The organism is Pseudomonas abieticivorans (assembly GCF_023509015.1).
In the GTDB taxonomy this organism is placed as follows: domain Bacteria; phylum Pseudomonadota; class Gammaproteobacteria; order Pseudomonadales; family Pseudomonadaceae; genus Aquipseudomonas; species Aquipseudomonas abieticivorans.
The window spans coordinates 2,840,788-2,856,152 of record NZ_CP094975.1; the positions used below are offsets into that span (position 1 = coordinate 2,840,788).

Sequence of the window (15,365 nt, forward strand, 5' to 3'; positions counted from 1 at the left end):
GAGGCGGGTCAGGGTGTGGCGGCTTTTTCCCATTGGCAATAACAGCCCACCGCCAGGGTGTGGGTGGCCTGCACCGTACGGTCGGCGCTGAGCGCTTGCAGTATCGGCTCGATAAAACTGTTGCTCGAATTGCACACCGCCCCTTCGCTGTAGGGGCCGAAGTAGGCGAGCTTGCCGCTGTGGTCCCAGATGGCCACGGCGGGGCTGGCGGGCAGGTGCTCGCTGCCGGGCAGGCTGGGCAGGGCGGTGAGGGTACTGAGGTTTTGTGGAAGCTGGCCGTGGCTGCCGGGCTTTTGTACCGAGTAGAAGCTCACGCCTTGCCGGCCGAAGCGCTCCACCAGATCGGCCAGGTGCTGTTGGTTACCGACGTTGCAGGGGCAGGCGGCATCCCAGAAGTGCACCAGGCGGATCGGGCCTGGGCCGCGCAGGGCTTCGGGCAGTTGCAGGTTGTCGCCTTCAAACAGCGTGGCGTGCTCGCTGAAGGCGCGGATGTAGCGGCCCTGGAACCAGTCATAAGCCAGCCACAGCGTGGCCACGCAAATAAGCGCCAGCAGGGCGAGGAAAACAGGCTTGCGGCGCGAGGCGGGCATGGGTGCTCGATCCGGAACAGGGCGCCCAGCTTGCCATGCCTGGCCTTACAGATGAATATCGCAGGCAGTAAAACTGTATTTTGTCACTCAACCTGCCGATTGTGAGCCCTTATGCCTGTGATGTTCGACCCCGACGCCCTGCGTGCCAGCTTGTTGCCATTGGCGTCGCAGCAGGCACTGTCGACCCAGGCCAAGGCGTATCAGCGTTACTACGGGCTTGACCTGCCGGGCTGCAAGCCGTTGGCGCAAAGTACGCTGGGCCGGTTCCAGGCGGCGGGCTTCGAACTGGTCAGCCAGGTCTGGTGGCCCAGACAGCCAGTGGCCACGCTGTTTTTGCTGCATGGGTTCTACGACCATATGGGGCTGTACCGGCATGTGATCCGTTGGGCTTTGGAGCGCGGCTTCGTGGTCATCGCCTGCGACCTGCCGGGGCATGGGTTGTCCAGCGGGGCGCGGGCGAGCATCAGTGATTTCGGCGACTACCAGGCGGTGCTGCAGGGCCTGTTCTTCGAGGCGCAGCAGCTTGAATTGCCGCAGCCCTGGCACCTGTGCGGGCAAAGTACGGGCGGCGCGATCGTGCTCGATCACCTGTTGCACCAAGGCACCACCAGCCCGGCGCAGGGCCAGGCGATACTGCTGGCGCCGTTGGTGCGGCCACGGGCGTGGGCCTGGTCCAAGTTCAGTTACCGGCTGCTGCGCCCGTTCGTGAAGGGCATCGCCCGGCGTTTCAGCGAGAACACCAACGACCCGACGTTCATGCCGTTTTTGCAGGCCGACCCGTTGCAGCCGATGCGCCTGCCCACCGCGTGGGTCGGTGCGCTGGTGAAGTGGGTCAAGCGCATCGAGGCGGCGCCGGCCAGCGCGCGGTCACCCTTGATCATCCAGGGCGAGGCGGACATGACGGTGGACTGGCCGTACAACCTGGAGGTGCTCAAGCGCAAGTTCGATACGCCGCAGGTGTTGATGCTGCCAGAGGCCCGGCATCACCTGGCCAATGAGTTGCCGGAGCTGAGGGCGCGGTATTTTGAGTTTTTGGATGCAAGGATGGAGTGATTTTTTCGCGGATGAGTCTGCTCCTGTAGGAGCGGATTCATCCGCGAAAGACATGCCACCAACTAGCGCGCCAAGCTTGACGTGCTCTGCCCCACCGCCAACCCCGCGCGGATCGCCGACAGCGCCGCCTGGTAATACGCCTTGCCCTGCGGCGACTCGGCAAAGGTCGCGAACTCATCCAGCTCCGGGTCCGACAGGTCGCGATACACATACAGCAAGGTGTTGTTCAGGTCGTTGCCGATCTGTTGCATCAGCCGTTCGCGCTGGTTATCCAGCATGCCTTGGGCCTGGCCGCCGCCCAGCAGGCCGGGGAGCATCTGGCTCAGGCTGTCGGCGGCGACGCCGGCGATCGCCAGGCTGACTTCGGCCCCGGCTTCGCGGGCCGGCAGGGCTTGTGCCAGGTGGCCGATGATCAGCAGGCGGCTGTTGCCGGCGTCGAAATGCGGCAGGCCCTGGGCATTCTTGGCCAGTTGATCGGGGCGGGTGGCGAGCAGTTCGGCGGCAACCACCTTGCGCCCCAGCGGCGACTGGAAAAAGTCCAATGCAGGCTTGGGGTCGGCCAGGTTCTGGCGCAGGTGCGCCTCGGCACGCTGGTCCATGGCCTGGGGGGCGAAGCGCTGGTTGCTGTTGTTCACCAGCGCCTGGAACACCGCTGGCGGCAGGCTGTTCTGATAACGCTGTTGCGCGGCCTTCAGGGCGTCGGTGAAATGCGCGCGCTGTTCTGGCCAACCGGCGACCTTGTACAACTGGTCGTGGCTGTCTGCCCAGGCGGGCACAGTGCAGAACATGAACAAAACAACGAGCAAACGACGCATTCGGGACTCCTGTCGGCAGGGCGCTATTGTCCTTGGCCCGGCAGGTCTTTGTCGAGACAGGGTTGCAGGCGGTCTATCCGAAATAATTCGTTTCGCACCGCCAGCCAAGTGGCTCTGTCGGTTTCGCGGGCGTATGGATACTATGCGCGCCATGCAAATATCCTCTGATCACCCGCTGCTGTTACGCATTGTCGATGACTTGGCCGAACACGGCTGGTCGCAGCAGGATCTCTTCCTGCCCAATGCTCTGACCGCGCAACTGGCTGCAGAGTGCCGTCGGCGTTCGGCCGAGGGCGAACTTGCGCCCGCTGCCGTGGGCCGCGGCCCGGCCCAGGAGATCCGCGAAGGCATTCGCGGCGACCACATCCAGTGGCTGGAAGAGGGCGATTCGGAGCCCAGTGACTGCTACATGCAGATGATGGACAGCCTGCGCGAAGCTCTCAACCGCGGGCTGTTCCTGGGCCTGGAAGAGTTCGAGTGCCATTTTGCGCTGTACCCCCCTGGCGCGTTTTACCGCAAGCATGTCGACCGTTTCCGTGATGATGACCGGCGCATGGTGTCGGTCGTGCTGTACCTCAACGATGACTGGCTGGCGGAGCAGGGCGGGCAGTTGCGCATGTACTTGGCCGGCGAGCGTGAGCACGACGTGCTGCCCAGCGGTGGTTGCCTGGTGGTGTTCCTGTCGGGCGAGGTGCCCCACGAGGTGCTGCCGGCCCAGCGTGACCGTCTTTCTTTGACTGGTTGGTTCCGCCGCCGTGGCGAAGGGCCTTTTTGATATGCACAAGATTCTGGTGAGCCGCTGCCTGCTGGGCCATCGCGTACGTTACGACGGCGGTGCCAGCGGGCCTTTCGATCAACTGGCGGTGTGGTTGGCCGAAGGCCGCGTCGTGGGCCTGTGCCCGGAAGTGGCGGGCGGGCTGCCCACCCCCAGGCCGGCGGCGGAGATCCCTGGTGGGCAGGGCGCCGAGGTGCTCGACGGCCAGGCCCGGGTGCTGACCGAAACCGGCGAAGACGTGAGCCCCGAGTTCCTCCACGGCGCACACTTGGCGCTGGAACAGGTGCGCCTGCACGGCATCCGCATTGCCGTGCTCAAGGCCAATAGCCCGTCGTGCGGCAACCTGCTGACCTACGACGGCACCTTCAGTGGGGTAAAAGTCGCTGGCGAGGGGGTTACTGCCGCTTTGCTCAAGCGCCATGGCGTGCAAGTGTTCAGCGAGCTGGAACTGGCCGAGGCCGCGCGGGCTCTGGCGAATTTGCCGGCGTAACCTGCGCACCTGTCGGTTTCTTCATGGTCTATGGTGAAAGGCGTATGGGACTATTCCTGCCTTGATCGACATGCCACTGGAGAAAACAATGCAAAGTCTATTTTCGCGTGCTGCCGTTGCCGGATTGCTGATGGGTGTCTCGCTGTTCGCTGCCGCCGAGGGCATGCCTACCAGCGAAGCCCCGGCTGGCGCCAAGGTGTACATCGTTTCGCCCAAGGACGGCGACACCGTCGACAAGACCTTCACCGTCAAATTCGGCATCGAGGGCATGAAGCTGGCGCCTGCCGGTGACGCTACCCCCAACACCGGCCATCACCACCTGCTGGTGGACGTGACCGAGCAGCCGCCAGCCGGCGTGCCGCTGCCCGTCACCGATCATATCCTGCATTTCGGCAAGGCCCAGACTGAAACCCAGCTGACCCTGGCGCCGGGCAAGCACACGCTGCAGTTGCTGTTGGGTGACAAGTACCACGTGCCGTTCAAGCCGACCGTGGAGTCGGAGAAGATTACGGTGACGGTAAAATAACCAGGCATGAAAAAGGGGCGACCCAGTCGCCCCTTTTTCATGTCACGCAAAAAGCTTAGAACAACACGCGGCTACGGATCGTACCCTTGATGTGCTGCAGCTTCTCTTGCGCCAGGTCCGAGTACTCGGCGTCTACGTCGATGACCACGTAGCCGACTTTCTCGTTGGTTTGCAGGAACTGACCGGAAATGTTGATGCCGTTTTCAGCGAAGACCTTGTTGATCTCGCTCAGCACGCCCGGGATGTTCTCGTGGATGTGCAGCAGGCGGTGCTTGCCTGGGTGAGCCGGCAGGGCCACTTCAGGGAAGTTGACCGACGATACGGACGTACCGTTGTCGCTGTACTTGACCAGCTTCTCGGCCACTTCCAGGCCAATGTTGGCCTGGGCTTCGGCGGTGGAGCCACCGATGTGCGGGGTCAGGATCACGTTGTCCAGGCCACGCAGCGGGCTTTCGAAGATGTCGTCGTTGGAGCGTGGCTCTACCGGGAACACATCGATGGCGGCGCCGATCAGGTGCTGGTCCTTGATCGCGTCGGCCAGGGCGTCCAGCTCGACCACGGTGCCACGGGCAGCGTTGATCAGGATGGCGCCTTTTTTCATCGCGCGGATTTGCTGCTCGCCCATCATCCACTGGGTTTCAGCGGTTTCTGGTACGTGCAGGGACACGATGTCGGCCATGCCCAGCAGGTCGTTCAGGCTACCCACTTGCGTGGCGTTGCCCAGCGGCAGTTTGGTCAGGGTGTCGTAGAAGAACACCTGCATGCCCAGGCCTTCGGCCAGGACCGACAACTGGGTGCCGATGGAGCCGTAACCGATGATGCCGAGCTTTTTGCCACGGATCTCGAAGGAGTTGGCCGCGCTCTTGATCCAGCCACCGCGGTGGCAGGAAGCGTTCTTCTCGGGAATGCCGCGCAGCAGCAGGATGGCCTCGGCCAGCACCAGTTCGGCTACCGAACGGGTGTTGGAGTAAGGCGCGTTGAACACGGCGATACCGCGTTCGCGGGCTGCGTTCAGGTCAACCTGGTTGGTGCCGATGCAGAAACAGCCGACAGCGACCAGTTTTTTCGCGCAATCGAAGAGCTCTTCGGTCAGTTGCGTGCGCGAGCGAATACCGATGAAGTGGGCATCGGCGATCTTTTCCTTCAGCTCGGCTTCCGGCAGAGACTTGGTATGGTACTCAATGCTGGTGTACCCGGCGGCCTTGAGGACGTCCACGGCGGATTGGTGGACGCCTTCGAGAAGAAGGAACTTGATCTTGCTCTTATCGAGAGAAGTCTTGCTCATCTGCGTAAACCTGTGTCCCGGAGAAAAATGGCAGGGGTGATGTAGCTGTCCCAGATCGGCCCGAAAGCACGATTAGCGGGGGGCGTATGCTAGCATATGCACCCCTTGATAAGCCCATCCCTGGCACGTGAAGTGTGTTCAGGGTGACTATGAATAGTTCGAGAGTTCTGTCGATGACCAATCCTGCCCTGATAGATGAGCTGAAGACCCTGGTTGAACCTGGCAAGGTTCTGACCGACGCCGACTCCCTGGAAGCTTACGGCAAGGATTGGACCAAGCATTTCGCGCCTGCGCCCAGCGCCATCGTGTTCCCCAAGACCATCGAGCAGGTCCAGGCCATTGTGCGCTGGGCCAACAGCCATCAGGTCGCGCTGGTGCCGTCGGGCGGCCGCACCGGGCTTTCCGCCGCAGCCGTTGCCGCCAATGGCGAAGTAGTGGTGTCGTTCGACTATATGAACAAGCTGGGCGAAGTGGATACCGTTGATCGGACCGTGGTGTGCCAGCCGGGCGTGGTCACCAAGCAACTGCAGAGCCTGGCCGAAGAGCACAACCTCTACTACCCGGTAGATTTCGCCTCATCGGGTTCCAGCCAGATTGGCGGCAACATCGGCACCAATGCCGGCGGGATCAAGGTGATTCGCTACGGCATGACCCGCAACTGGGTGGCCGGTATGAAGGTCGTCACCGGCAAGGGTGACGTACTGGAACTGAACAAGGACCTGATCAAGAACGCCACGGGCTACGACCTGCGTCAGTTGTTCATCGGCGCCGAGGGCACCCTGGGCTTCGTGGTCGAGGCCACCATGCGCCTGGACCGCGCACCTAAAAACCTCACGGCGATGGTACTGGGTACCACGGACTTCGACGCGATCATGCCGGTATTGCACGCGTTCCAGAGCAAATTGGACCTGACCGCGTTCGAATTTTTCTCTGACAAGGCCCTGGCCAAGGTCATGGGCCGTGGCGATGTGCCTGCGCCGTTCGAGTCCGATTGCCCGTTCTACGCCCTGCTGGAATTCGAGGCCACCACCGAAGAAGTTGCCAACGATGCGCTGGCTACCTTCGAGCACTGCGTGGAGCAGGGCTGGGTGGTCGATGGCGTGATGAGCCAGAGCGAACAGCAACTGCAAAACCTGTGGAAGCTGCGCGAGTACATCTCCGAGACCATCTCCCACTGGACGCCGTACAAGAACGACATTTCGGTAACCGTGTCGAAAGTGCCGGCATTCCTCAAGGAAATCGACGAGATCGTCGGCAAACACTATCCAGACTTCGAAATCGTCTGGTTCGGCCACATCGGCGACGGCAACCTGCACCTGAACATCCTCAAGCCGGAAAACCTGAGCAAGGACGAGTTCTTCGCCAAGTGCGCTACCGTGAACAAGTGGGTGTTCGAGACCGTGCAGAAGTACAACGGCTCGATCTCGGCCGAGCACGGTGTGGGCATGACCAAGCGCGACTACCTGACCTACAGCCGCTCCCCGGTGGAAATCGAATACATGAAAGCCATGAAGGCCGTGTTCGACCCTAACGGCATCATGAACCCAGGCAAAATCTTCGCGGTTTGAACAGGAGTGGGGCAATGAGCTATCAGCACCAGTATGTCGACGGTACCCGCATCCACTTCCCGGTGGGCAAGGTGGTGTGCATCGGGCGCAACTATGCCGAGCACGCCAAGGAACTGAACAACCCGGTGCCTACCGAGCCATTGTTGTTCATCAAGCCGGGCAGCTGCGTGGTGCCGCTGCAGGGTGGTTTCAAGATCCCCACCGACCGTGGCTCGGTGCATTACGAGGCGGAAATCGCCGTGCTGCTGGGCAAGCCATTGTCCGCCCGGCCTAGCGAGGAAGAAGTGCTGGACGCGATTTCCGGCTTTGCCCCGGCCCTGGACCTGACCTTGCGTGACGTGCAGGCCAAGCTCAAGGAAAAGGGCCTGCCGTGGGAAATCGCCAAGTCGTTCGACGGCGCCTGCGTGATCGCGCCATTCGTATCGGCCAGCACCTTCGCCGACCTCACCGACATCGACATTCGCCTGACCATCAACGGTGAAGTGCGCCAGGACGGCAACAGCAACCTGATGCTCAACCCGATCGTGCCGATGATCCAGCACATGGCGGCTAATTTCGCGCTGCAGGCCGGCGACGTGATCATGACCGGCACCCCCGCCGGCGTGGGCCCGTTGAACCCGGGTGACGAGTTGGTGCTGGAGCTGCCAGGCACCAGCAGTTTCAGCGGCAACGTGCTCTGAGCCAAACGCCGCCCGCAGCGATGCGGGCGGTTTTTCCTGCCGTTTGTCGTTTTTTTCACATGTCATTCGGATAATGACATGCCTCGAATGCCGCACAACTCCAGGAAGTCATCAATGGCCCGCAACCCCCTGCCCGCAAAAAACCCGTCACCGCGTTTCTACCGACGTTGGTACCTGTGGTTATTGCTGGCGGTAGTCGCCTACGTGGTGCTGGCCTTGCTGCATTGGGACGATCGCGCGCGCATCTGGGTGTCCGAGGCCGGTCGTTCGCCTGCCGAGCGAGCGGCCAACGTGTGGTTGCCGGATTACCACGCCGTGATCGACGGCAAGCTGCTGCCTGGCATGGAAAAAGACGAAGCGTCCGACCTCAGCTACAACCCGCGCACCAAGACCCTGTTCTCGGTGATGGGCAAGAACCCCTTTCTGGTTGAATTGAGCCTGGACGGCGACGTGCTGCGCAAAATGCCGCTCAATGGCTGGTCCAACCCTGAAGGCGTGGCGGTACTGGAGGGCAATCACCTGGCCATCGTCGATGAGCGCCAGCACTTCATCACCATCGTCACGGTGACCCCGGACACTCGCGAGCTGAACATCGCCGACTTCCCCAAGTTCGACCTGGGCCCTTCGGCCAACCAGAACAAAGCCTTCGAAGGTATCGCCTGGGATCCGCGCCACCAGCAGTTGTTGCTGGGCGAAGAACGGCCAGCGGCACTGTTCTCCTGGAAAACCGACGGCAATGGCCAGTTGCAGGGTGACAAGGTCAAGCTGGATAGCAAAGCCTTGGACATCCGCAACCTGTCGGCCCTGGACATAGACCCGCGCACTGGCAACCTGCTGGTGCTGTCAGCCGACTCGCACATGCTGCTGGAACTGGACGGCAAGGGTGAGCAGGTCAGCTTCATGGCCCTGGTGGGCGGCCTCAATGGCCTGAAAAACACCATTCCGCGGGCTGAAGGCGTGGCAGTGGATGAGGCGGGCACCCTTTATATGGTCAGCGAGCCGAACCTGTTTTACAAATTTACCAAGCAGTAATCGGTTCGCGGATGTAACGCTGCGTAGGGGCGGATTGATCCGCGAACCGGCCAACGCTATTTGCGCAGGGTTTTCACACCTTCCGAAGTCCCCAGCAGCAGCAAGTCCGCCGGCCGCGCCGCGAACAAGCCATTGGTCACCACGCCGACGATTGCGTTGATCTGGGTTTCCAGCGCCACCGGGTCAGTGATCTGCATGTTGAACACGTCCAGGATGATGTTGCCGTTGTCGGTCAACACACCCTCGCGGTACACCGGGTCGCCGCCCAGTTTCACCAGCTCGCGGGCCACGTGGCTGCGGGCCATGGGGATCACTTCGACCGGCAGTGGGAAGGCGCCCAGTACCGGTACCAGCTTGCTGGCGTCGGCAATGCAGATGAAGGTCTTGGCCACGGCAGCGACGATTTTTTCGCGAGTCAGGGCTGCGCCGCCGCCCTTGATCAGGTTCAGGTGCTCGTCGCTCTCGTCGGCGCCGTCCACGTAGAACTCCAGGTCGCTGACGGTGTTCAGTTCGTAAACGGGAATGCCGTGGCCTTTCAGGCGTGCGGCGGTCGCTTCGGAGCTGGCAACGGCGCCGTCGAAGGCGCCCTTGTGTTGGGCCAGGGCGTCGATGAAGCAGTTGGCGGTCGAACCGGTGCCAACGCCCACGACGCTTTTGTCGTCAAGCTTGGGCAGAATGAAATCGACAGCGGCCTGGGCGACTGCTTGTTTGAGTTGGTCCTGGGTCATGCGGGCTCCGAAGCGGGCACAAGGTGTGGAAAAGGCGCCCATTATAGCCCGACGGCAAGGGGAAACCGTGGCTTTAGTGTGGTCGTTGGCCGGAACGCTGGGTTAGACTCGCAGGCCTTGCCCCATTCGCCAGTGATGCTTTCCGATGCTCGAACAGTACGTCAAGAAGATCCTCACCTCGCGCGTCTACGACGTGGCCGTTGAAACCCCGCTGCAGGCCGCCGGCCAGCTCTCCAAGCGGCTGGGCAACAGTATTTTGCTCAAGCGCGAAGACCTGCAGCCGGTGTTCTCCTTCAAGATTCGCGGCGCCTACAACAAGCTGGCGCAATTGAGCGATGAGGAGCGTGCGCGCGGCGTGGTGACGGCATCGGCGGGCAACCACGCCCAGGGCCTGGCCCTGGCCGCGCGGGAAATGGGCGTGAAGGCGACCATCGTGATGCCCAAGACCACCCCCGAGATCAAGGTGGAAGGCGTGCGTTCGCGTGGCGGCAAAGTAGTGCTGCATGGCGATTCGTTTCCGGAGGCGCTGGCGTTCTCGCTCAAACTGGTCGATGAAAAAGGCTATGTCTACATCCACCCTTACGATGATCCGCACACCATTGCCGGGCAAGGCACGGTGGCCATGGAGATTCTGCGCCAGCACCCTGGCCGGTTGGACGCCATCTTCGTGCCCGTGGGCGGCGGCGGCCTGATCGCCGGCATCGCGGCGTACGTGAAATACCTGCGTCCGGAAATCAAGGTGATCGGCGTCGAACCCGACGACTCCAACTGCCTGCAGGCTGCCATGGCGGCCGGCGAGCGGGTGATCCTGCCGCAGGTCGGGCTGTTCGCCGACGGCGTGGCGGTGGCACAGATCGGCCAGCACACCTTTGACATCTGCAAGGACTATGTCGACGAAGTGCTGACGGTCAGCACCGACGAGATCTGCGCGGCCATCAAGGACATCTACGATGACACCCGTTCCATCACCGAGCCGGCCGGCGCCTTGGGCGTGGCCGGGATCAAGAAGTACGTTGAAACCTACGGCGTCACCGGCCAGACGCTGGTAGCCATCGACTCCGGTGCCAACGTCAACTTCGACCGCCTGCGCCACGTGGCCGAGCGCGCCGAGTTGGGCGAAGGGCGCGAGGCGATCATCGCCGTGACCATCCCCGAGCAGGCCGGCAGCTTCAAGGCCTTCTGCGAGGCGATCGGCAAGCGCCAGATCACCGAATTCAACTACCGCTACAACACCGGTCGCGAAGCACACATCTTCGTCGGCGTGCAGACCCACCCGGAAAACGACCCGCGCAGCGCACTGGTCGCCAGCCTGCGCGAGCAGGGTTTCCCGGTGCTGGACCTGACCGACAACGAACTGGCCAAGCTGCACATCCGCCACATGGTCGGTGGCCATGCCGTGCAGGTCAGCGACGAGATGGTGCTGCGCTTCGAGTTCCCGGAACGCCCGGGCGCGCTGTTCAACTTCCTCAACAAGCTGGGTGGGCGCTGGAACATCTCTATGTTCCATTACCGCAACCACGGCGCTGCCGATGGCCGCGTGGTAGCAGGTCTGCAGGTGCCGGCCGAGGAGCGCCACCTGGTGGCCACGGCCTTGACCGAGATCGGCTACCCGTTCTGGGACGAGACCGATAACCCGGCCTACAAGCTGTTTTTGGGCTGAGCTACGCTCTAAGGCATCGACACACGCCTGAGGAGGCTTGCCCATGGAAACGCTGTCTGTCCTGAAGATGCTGCACGGCATCGCCACGGTGCTGCTGATCGGCAGCGTCGGCGCCGTGCTGTTCCAGACCTGGCGTGGCTACAAGGCGGGCAACAAGAGCGCCTTCGCCCAAACCCTGCAGCGCCCCTGGCTGTACGCCTGGTTGCTGATGGGCTTGAGTGTGCTGAGTTTCCCGTTTACCGGCTGGTGGATGATGCATACCGTGGGCTGGCCGCTGGGGCAGACCTGGCTGCTGGCGGGCTCTGTGCTGTACCTGGTGGGGGTAATCGGCTGGCTGGTGTTGGTGCGCCGCACCAATCGCTGGCGGTTGGCGGTGGCTGATCACAACGAGGTGCAGGTGGTGCGCCAGCGCAAGTTCAGCGTGGTGTTTGCGGGGATTTCGCTGGTGGTGCTGGTGGCGATTCTTGTCCTGATGATCACCAAGCCGGCGTGACCATTCCCTTTGGGAGCACAGCTTGCTGGCGATGGCGATCGTGACGGCGCCATCGCCGGCAAGCCTTGCTCCCACACAACTACCTCAATCGCGCAGGGACATGACCTTCCAGCCACGGCGCATCGCTTCGGCGTGCAGGTTCTGGTCCGGGTCCACGGCCACCGGGTGGGTCACCTTCTCCAGCAGCGGCAAATCGTTCATCGAGTCGCTGTAGAAGTAGCTGTCTTGCAGGCTAAAGCCATTCTCTTCCAGCCAACGGTTCAGGCGCGTCACCTTGCCTTCGCGAAAGCACGGTACGTCGGTGCTGCGGCCGGTGTAACGGCCGTCGGCCATTTCGCATTCGGTGGCCAGCAGGGTATCGACGCCCAGGCGCGTGGCGATGGGGCCGGTGACGAAGCGGTTGGTGGCGGTGATGATCAGTAGCTTGTCGCCGGCGGCGCGGTGCTGGTCCAGCAGGGCCAGGGCCTTGGGCAGGATGATCGGCTCCACGCAATCACGCATGAAATCGCGGTGCCATTCGGCCAACTGGTCCATCTCGGTGGTGGCCAGGATTTCCAGGCTGAAGTTCAGGTAATCGTTCAAGTTCAGCTTGCCGGCCAGGTAATCCTGGTAGAAAGCATCGTTGCGGTTCTTGTATTCCACGGCGTCGAGGATGCCGCGTTCGCACAGGTAATCGCCCCAGGCATGGTCGCTGTCGCCACCAAGCAGGGTGTTGTCGAGGTCGAATAAGGCCAGGCGCATTGAATTTACTCGCAGAAAAACTGGAAAAGGCCCACAGAATACGGACTTTTCATATCAGTGCACATAAGGTATGCAGGCTCGTTGCCGCCTTCACGATCTTTGTGGAACAATGCGGTGACATGCGTTTGCGAGGTTGTTGCCGTGATCGACCCCGATGGTTTCCGCCCCAATGTCGGCATCATTCTCACCAATGATGCCGGACAGGTGCTATGGGCTCGGCGTATCAATCAAGATGCCTGGCAGTTTCCACAGGGGGGGATCAACCCCCAGGAAACGCCGGAAGACGCCTTGTACCGCGAGTTGAATGAAGAAGTGGGCCTGGAGCGGCACGATGTTGAAATTCTTGCCTGCACCCGTGGCTGGTTGCGTTATCGTTTACCCCAACGCCTGGTACGTACCCACAGCCAACCGCTGTGCATCGGCCAGAAGCAGAAGTGGTTCCTCTTGCGCCTGGTTTCCAACGAACAGCGCGTGAGGATGGATTTGACCGGTAAACCGGAATTCGATGGCTGGCGCTGGGTCAGCTATTGGTATCCGCTGGGCCAGGTGGTGACATTCAAGCGCGAGGTGTATCGCCGCGCTCTCAAAGAGCTTGCCCCGCGCTTACTTTCGCGCGACTGACGACGGAGTTCGACCCCGAGCCATGCTCAATACGCTGCGCAAGATCGTCCAGGAAGTTAACTCCGCCAAGGATCTCAAGACGGCGTTGGGGATCATTGTGTTGCGCGTCAAAGAGGCCATGGGCAGCCAGGTCTGCTCGGTCTACCTGATGGACCCGGAAACCAACCGCTTCGTGCTGATGGCCACCGAGGGCTTGAACAAGCGCTCCATTGGCAAGGTCAGCATGGCGCCGAACGAAGGCTTGGTGGGCCTGGTGGGTACGCGCGAAGAACCGCTGAACCTGGAAAACGCCGCCGACCATCCGCGCTACCGATACTTTGCCGAAACCGGTGAAGAGCGCTACGCCTCGTTCCTGGGCGCGCCGATCATCCACCACCGCCGCGTGGTGGGGGTATTGGTTATCCAGCAAAAGGAGCGCCGCCAGTTCGACGAGGGTGAAGAAGCCTTCCTGGTTACCATGAGTGCGCAGTTGGCTGGCGTTATCGCCCACGCCGAAGCCACCGGCTCCATCCGCGGCCTGGGTCGCCAGGGCAAGGGCATTCAGGAAGCCAAGTTCGTCGGTGTGCCGGGCTCGCCGGGCGCTGCCGTGGGCACGGCGGTGGTTATGTTGCCACCCGCCGATCTGGACGTGGTGCCGGACAAGGCTGTTTCCGATATTCAGGCCGAACTCGCCCTGTTCAAGACCGCCATCGAAGGCGTTCGCAACGACATGCGCACGCTTTCGGCGAAGTTGGCCACCCAGTTGCGCCCTGAAGAGCGCGCGCTGTTTGACGTGTACCTGATGATGCTTGACGACGCATCGCTGGGCAGCGAAGTAACCAACGTGATCAAGACCGGCCAGTGGGCCCAGGGCGCCCTGCGCCAAGTGGTCACCGAGCACGTCAACCGTTTCGAATTAATGGACGATGCCTACTTGCGCGAGCGGGCATCGGACGTCAAAGACCTGGGCCGGCGCCTGCTGGCCTACTTGCAGTCGGCACGCCAGCAAACCCTGGTGTACCCGGACAACACCATCCTGATCAGTGAAGAGCTGTCGCCGGCCATGCTGGGCGAAGTGCCGGAAGGCAAGCTGGTGGGCCTGATCTCGGTATTGGGTTCGGGTAACTCCCACGTTGCGATCCTGGCCCGGGCCATGGGCATCCCCACGGTGATGGGCCTGGTCGACCTGCCGTATTCCAAGGTCGACGGCATCAAGATGATCGTCGACGGCTACAAGGGCGAGGTCTACACCAACCCCAGCGATGCGCTGGCCCGGCAGTTTGCCGAGGTGGTGGAAGAAGAGCGGCAACTGGCCCAAGGCCTGGACGCCTTGCGCGAGCTGCCCTGCGTGACCCTGGACGGCCACCGCATGCCGCTTTGGGTGAACACCGGGCTGTTGGCCGACGTGGCCCGTGCCCAGCAGCGTGGCGCCGAAGGCGTGGGCCTGTACCGCACCGAAGTGCCGTTCATGATCAACCAGCGTTTCCCCAGCGAAAAGGAACAGTTGGCGATCTATCGCGAGCAGTTGGCCGCCTTCCACCCGCTGCCCGTGACCATGCGCAGCCTGGACATCGGTGGCGACAAGTCGCTGTCATATTTCCCGATCAAGGAAGACAACCCCTTCCTCGGTTGGCGCGGCATCCGCGTGACCCTCGACCACCCGGAAATCTTCCTGGTGCAGACCCGGGCCATGCTCAAGGCCAGCGAAGGCCTGAACAACCTGCGTATCCTGCTGCCGATGATCTCCGGTACCCATGAGCTGGAAGAGGCCCTGCACCTGATCCACCGGGCCTGGGGCGAGGTGCGCGACGAAGGCACCGACGTGCCGATGCCACCGGTGGGCGTGATGATCGAGATCCCGGCGGCGGTGTACCTGACCAAGGAACTGGCGCGCCAGGTGGACTTCCTGTCGGTGGGTTCCAATGACCTGACCCAGTACCTGCTAGCCGTGGACCGCAACAACCCGCGCGTAGCGGACCTATATGACTACCTGCACCCGGCGGTGCTCCAGGCCTTGCAGCACGTGGTCACCGAAGCCCATGCCGAAGGCAAGCCGGTGAGTATCTGCGGCGAGATGGCCGGTGACCCCGCGGCGGCGGTGCTGTTGATGGCGATGGGCTTTGACAGCCTGTCGATGAACGCCACCAACTTGCCGAAGGTGAAGTGGATGCTGCGTCAGATCAGCATGGGCAAGGCCAAGGAGATGTTGGCGCAGTTGATGAAGATCGATAACCCGCAAGTTATCCACAGCTCCCTGCAGTTGGCGCTGAAAAACCTGGGGCTGGCGCGGATGATCAATCCGGCTTCGCCCAAGACCTTGTAAAGCTTT

The 15,365-nt window shown here is 62.2% G+C and carries 16 protein-coding genes; 11 read left to right on the top strand and 5 right to left on the bottom strand.

Annotation, left to right across the window (positions count from 1 at the left end):
* Nucleotides 1-8 precede the first annotated feature (8 nt).
* Nucleotides 9-590, bottom strand: a complete 582-nt coding sequence (locus tag L9B60_RS12815; RefSeq protein ID WP_249679158.1) for a DUF6436 domain-containing protein — start codon at nucleotides 588-590, stop codon at nucleotides 9-11.
* Nucleotides 591-701: 111 nt separating this feature from the next.
* Between L9B60_RS12815 and bipL the strand changes: the two genes are divergently transcribed.
* Nucleotides 702-1,643 carry a phospholipase BipL gene (gene bipL, locus L9B60_RS12820; RefSeq protein ID WP_249679160.1) on the top strand — a complete coding sequence of 314 codons (942 nt, stop codon included), beginning with the start codon at nucleotides 702-704 and terminating at the stop codon, nucleotides 1,641-1,643.
* Nucleotides 1,644-1,705: 62 nt separating this feature from the next.
* Here the strand turns inward: bipL and L9B60_RS12825 are convergent, their stop codons facing one another.
* The gene (locus L9B60_RS12825) at nucleotides 1,706-2,458 is read right to left on the bottom strand and encodes a DUF2059 domain-containing protein (RefSeq protein ID WP_249679161.1); all 753 of its coding nucleotides are present in this window, start codon (nucleotides 2,456-2,458) and stop codon (nucleotides 1,706-1,708) included.
* Nucleotides 2,459-2,600: 142 nt separating this feature from the next.
* Between L9B60_RS12825 and L9B60_RS12830 the strand changes: the two genes are divergently transcribed.
* The 3 genes from L9B60_RS12830 to L9B60_RS12840 all read left to right on the top strand — a co-directional run bounded on the left by L9B60_RS12830 (nucleotide 2,601) and on the right by L9B60_RS12840 (nucleotide 4,249).
* Nucleotides 2,601-3,233 carry a 2OG-Fe(II) oxygenase gene (locus L9B60_RS12830; RefSeq protein WP_249679733.1) on the top strand — a complete coding sequence of 211 codons (633 nt, stop codon included), beginning with the start codon at nucleotides 2,601-2,603 and terminating at the stop codon, nucleotides 3,231-3,233.
* Nucleotide 3,234: 1 nt separating this feature from the next.
* On the top strand, nucleotides 3,235-3,723 hold the full coding sequence (locus tag L9B60_RS12835; RefSeq protein WP_249679162.1) for a 2-thiouracil desulfurase family protein: 489 nt from the start codon (nucleotides 3,235-3,237) through the stop codon (nucleotides 3,721-3,723).
* An 88-nt stretch (nucleotides 3,724-3,811) separates the two neighbouring features.
* Complete coding sequence (locus L9B60_RS12840; protein ID WP_249679163.1) at nucleotides 3,812-4,249, top strand: DUF4399 domain-containing protein; 438 nt, start codon at nucleotides 3,812-3,814, stop codon at nucleotides 4,247-4,249.
* Between the two features lie 55 nt (nucleotides 4,250-4,304).
* Here the strand turns inward: L9B60_RS12840 and serA are convergent, their stop codons facing one another.
* Nucleotides 4,305-5,534 (bottom strand): phosphoglycerate dehydrogenase, encoded by a 1,230-nt coding sequence (gene serA / locus L9B60_RS12845; protein WP_249679164.1) that lies wholly within the window; start codon nucleotides 5,532-5,534, stop codon nucleotides 4,305-4,307.
* Between the two features lie 173 nt (nucleotides 5,535-5,707).
* Between serA and L9B60_RS12850 the strand changes: the two genes are divergently transcribed.
* The 3 genes from L9B60_RS12850 (at nucleotide 5,708) to L9B60_RS12860 (ending at nucleotide 8,814) form a co-directional block, all read left to right on the top strand.
* A complete protein-coding gene (locus L9B60_RS12850; RefSeq protein WP_249679165.1) occupies nucleotides 5,708-7,102 on the top strand; it encodes a D-2-hydroxyglutarate dehydrogenase in 1,395 nt (464 codons plus the stop codon).
* 14 nt (nucleotides 7,103-7,116) lie between these two features.
* A complete protein-coding gene (locus L9B60_RS12855; RefSeq protein WP_249679166.1) occupies nucleotides 7,117-7,782 on the top strand; it encodes a fumarylacetoacetate hydrolase family protein in 666 nt (221 codons plus the stop codon).
* A gap of 114 nt (nucleotides 7,783-7,896) precedes the next feature.
* A complete protein-coding gene (locus L9B60_RS12860) occupies nucleotides 7,897-8,814 on the top strand; it encodes an SdiA-regulated domain-containing protein (RefSeq protein WP_249679167.1) in 918 nt (305 codons plus the stop codon).
* Between the two features lie 56 nt (nucleotides 8,815-8,870).
* Here the strand turns inward: L9B60_RS12860 and rpiA are convergent, their stop codons facing one another.
* Nucleotides 8,871-9,542 carry a ribose-5-phosphate isomerase RpiA gene (rpiA, locus tag L9B60_RS12865; protein ID WP_249679168.1) on the bottom strand — a complete coding sequence of 224 codons (672 nt, stop codon included), beginning with the start codon at nucleotides 9,540-9,542 and terminating at the stop codon, nucleotides 8,871-8,873.
* A gap of 145 nt (nucleotides 9,543-9,687) precedes the next feature.
* Between rpiA and ilvA the strand changes: the two genes are divergently transcribed.
* Entirely contained in the window at nucleotides 9,688-11,202 is a 1,515-nt protein-coding gene (ilvA, locus tag L9B60_RS12870) for a threonine ammonia-lyase, biosynthetic (protein ID WP_249679169.1), read from the top strand.
* 43 nt (nucleotides 11,203-11,245) lie between these two features.
* A complete protein-coding gene (locus L9B60_RS12875) occupies nucleotides 11,246-11,695 on the top strand; it encodes a DUF2269 family protein (protein WP_249679170.1) in 450 nt (149 codons plus the stop codon).
* Nucleotides 11,696-11,779: 84 nt separating this feature from the next.
* Here the strand turns inward: L9B60_RS12875 and L9B60_RS12880 are convergent, their stop codons facing one another.
* Nucleotides 11,780-12,436 carry a histidinol-phosphatase gene (locus L9B60_RS12880; RefSeq protein WP_249679171.1) on the bottom strand — a complete coding sequence of 219 codons (657 nt, stop codon included), beginning with the start codon at nucleotides 12,434-12,436 and terminating at the stop codon, nucleotides 11,780-11,782.
* Between the two features lie 141 nt (nucleotides 12,437-12,577).
* On the opposite strand from L9B60_RS12880, the gene L9B60_RS12885 reads away from it, so the two are divergent.
* A complete protein-coding gene (locus L9B60_RS12885; protein ID WP_249679172.1) occupies nucleotides 12,578-13,057 on the top strand; it encodes an RNA pyrophosphohydrolase in 480 nt (159 codons plus the stop codon).
* 22 nt (nucleotides 13,058-13,079) lie between these two features.
* Complete coding sequence (ptsP, locus tag L9B60_RS12890) at nucleotides 13,080-15,359, top strand: phosphoenolpyruvate--protein phosphotransferase (RefSeq protein WP_249679173.1); 2,280 nt, start codon at nucleotides 13,080-13,082, stop codon at nucleotides 15,357-15,359.
* Nucleotides 15,360-15,365 lie beyond the last annotated feature (6 nt).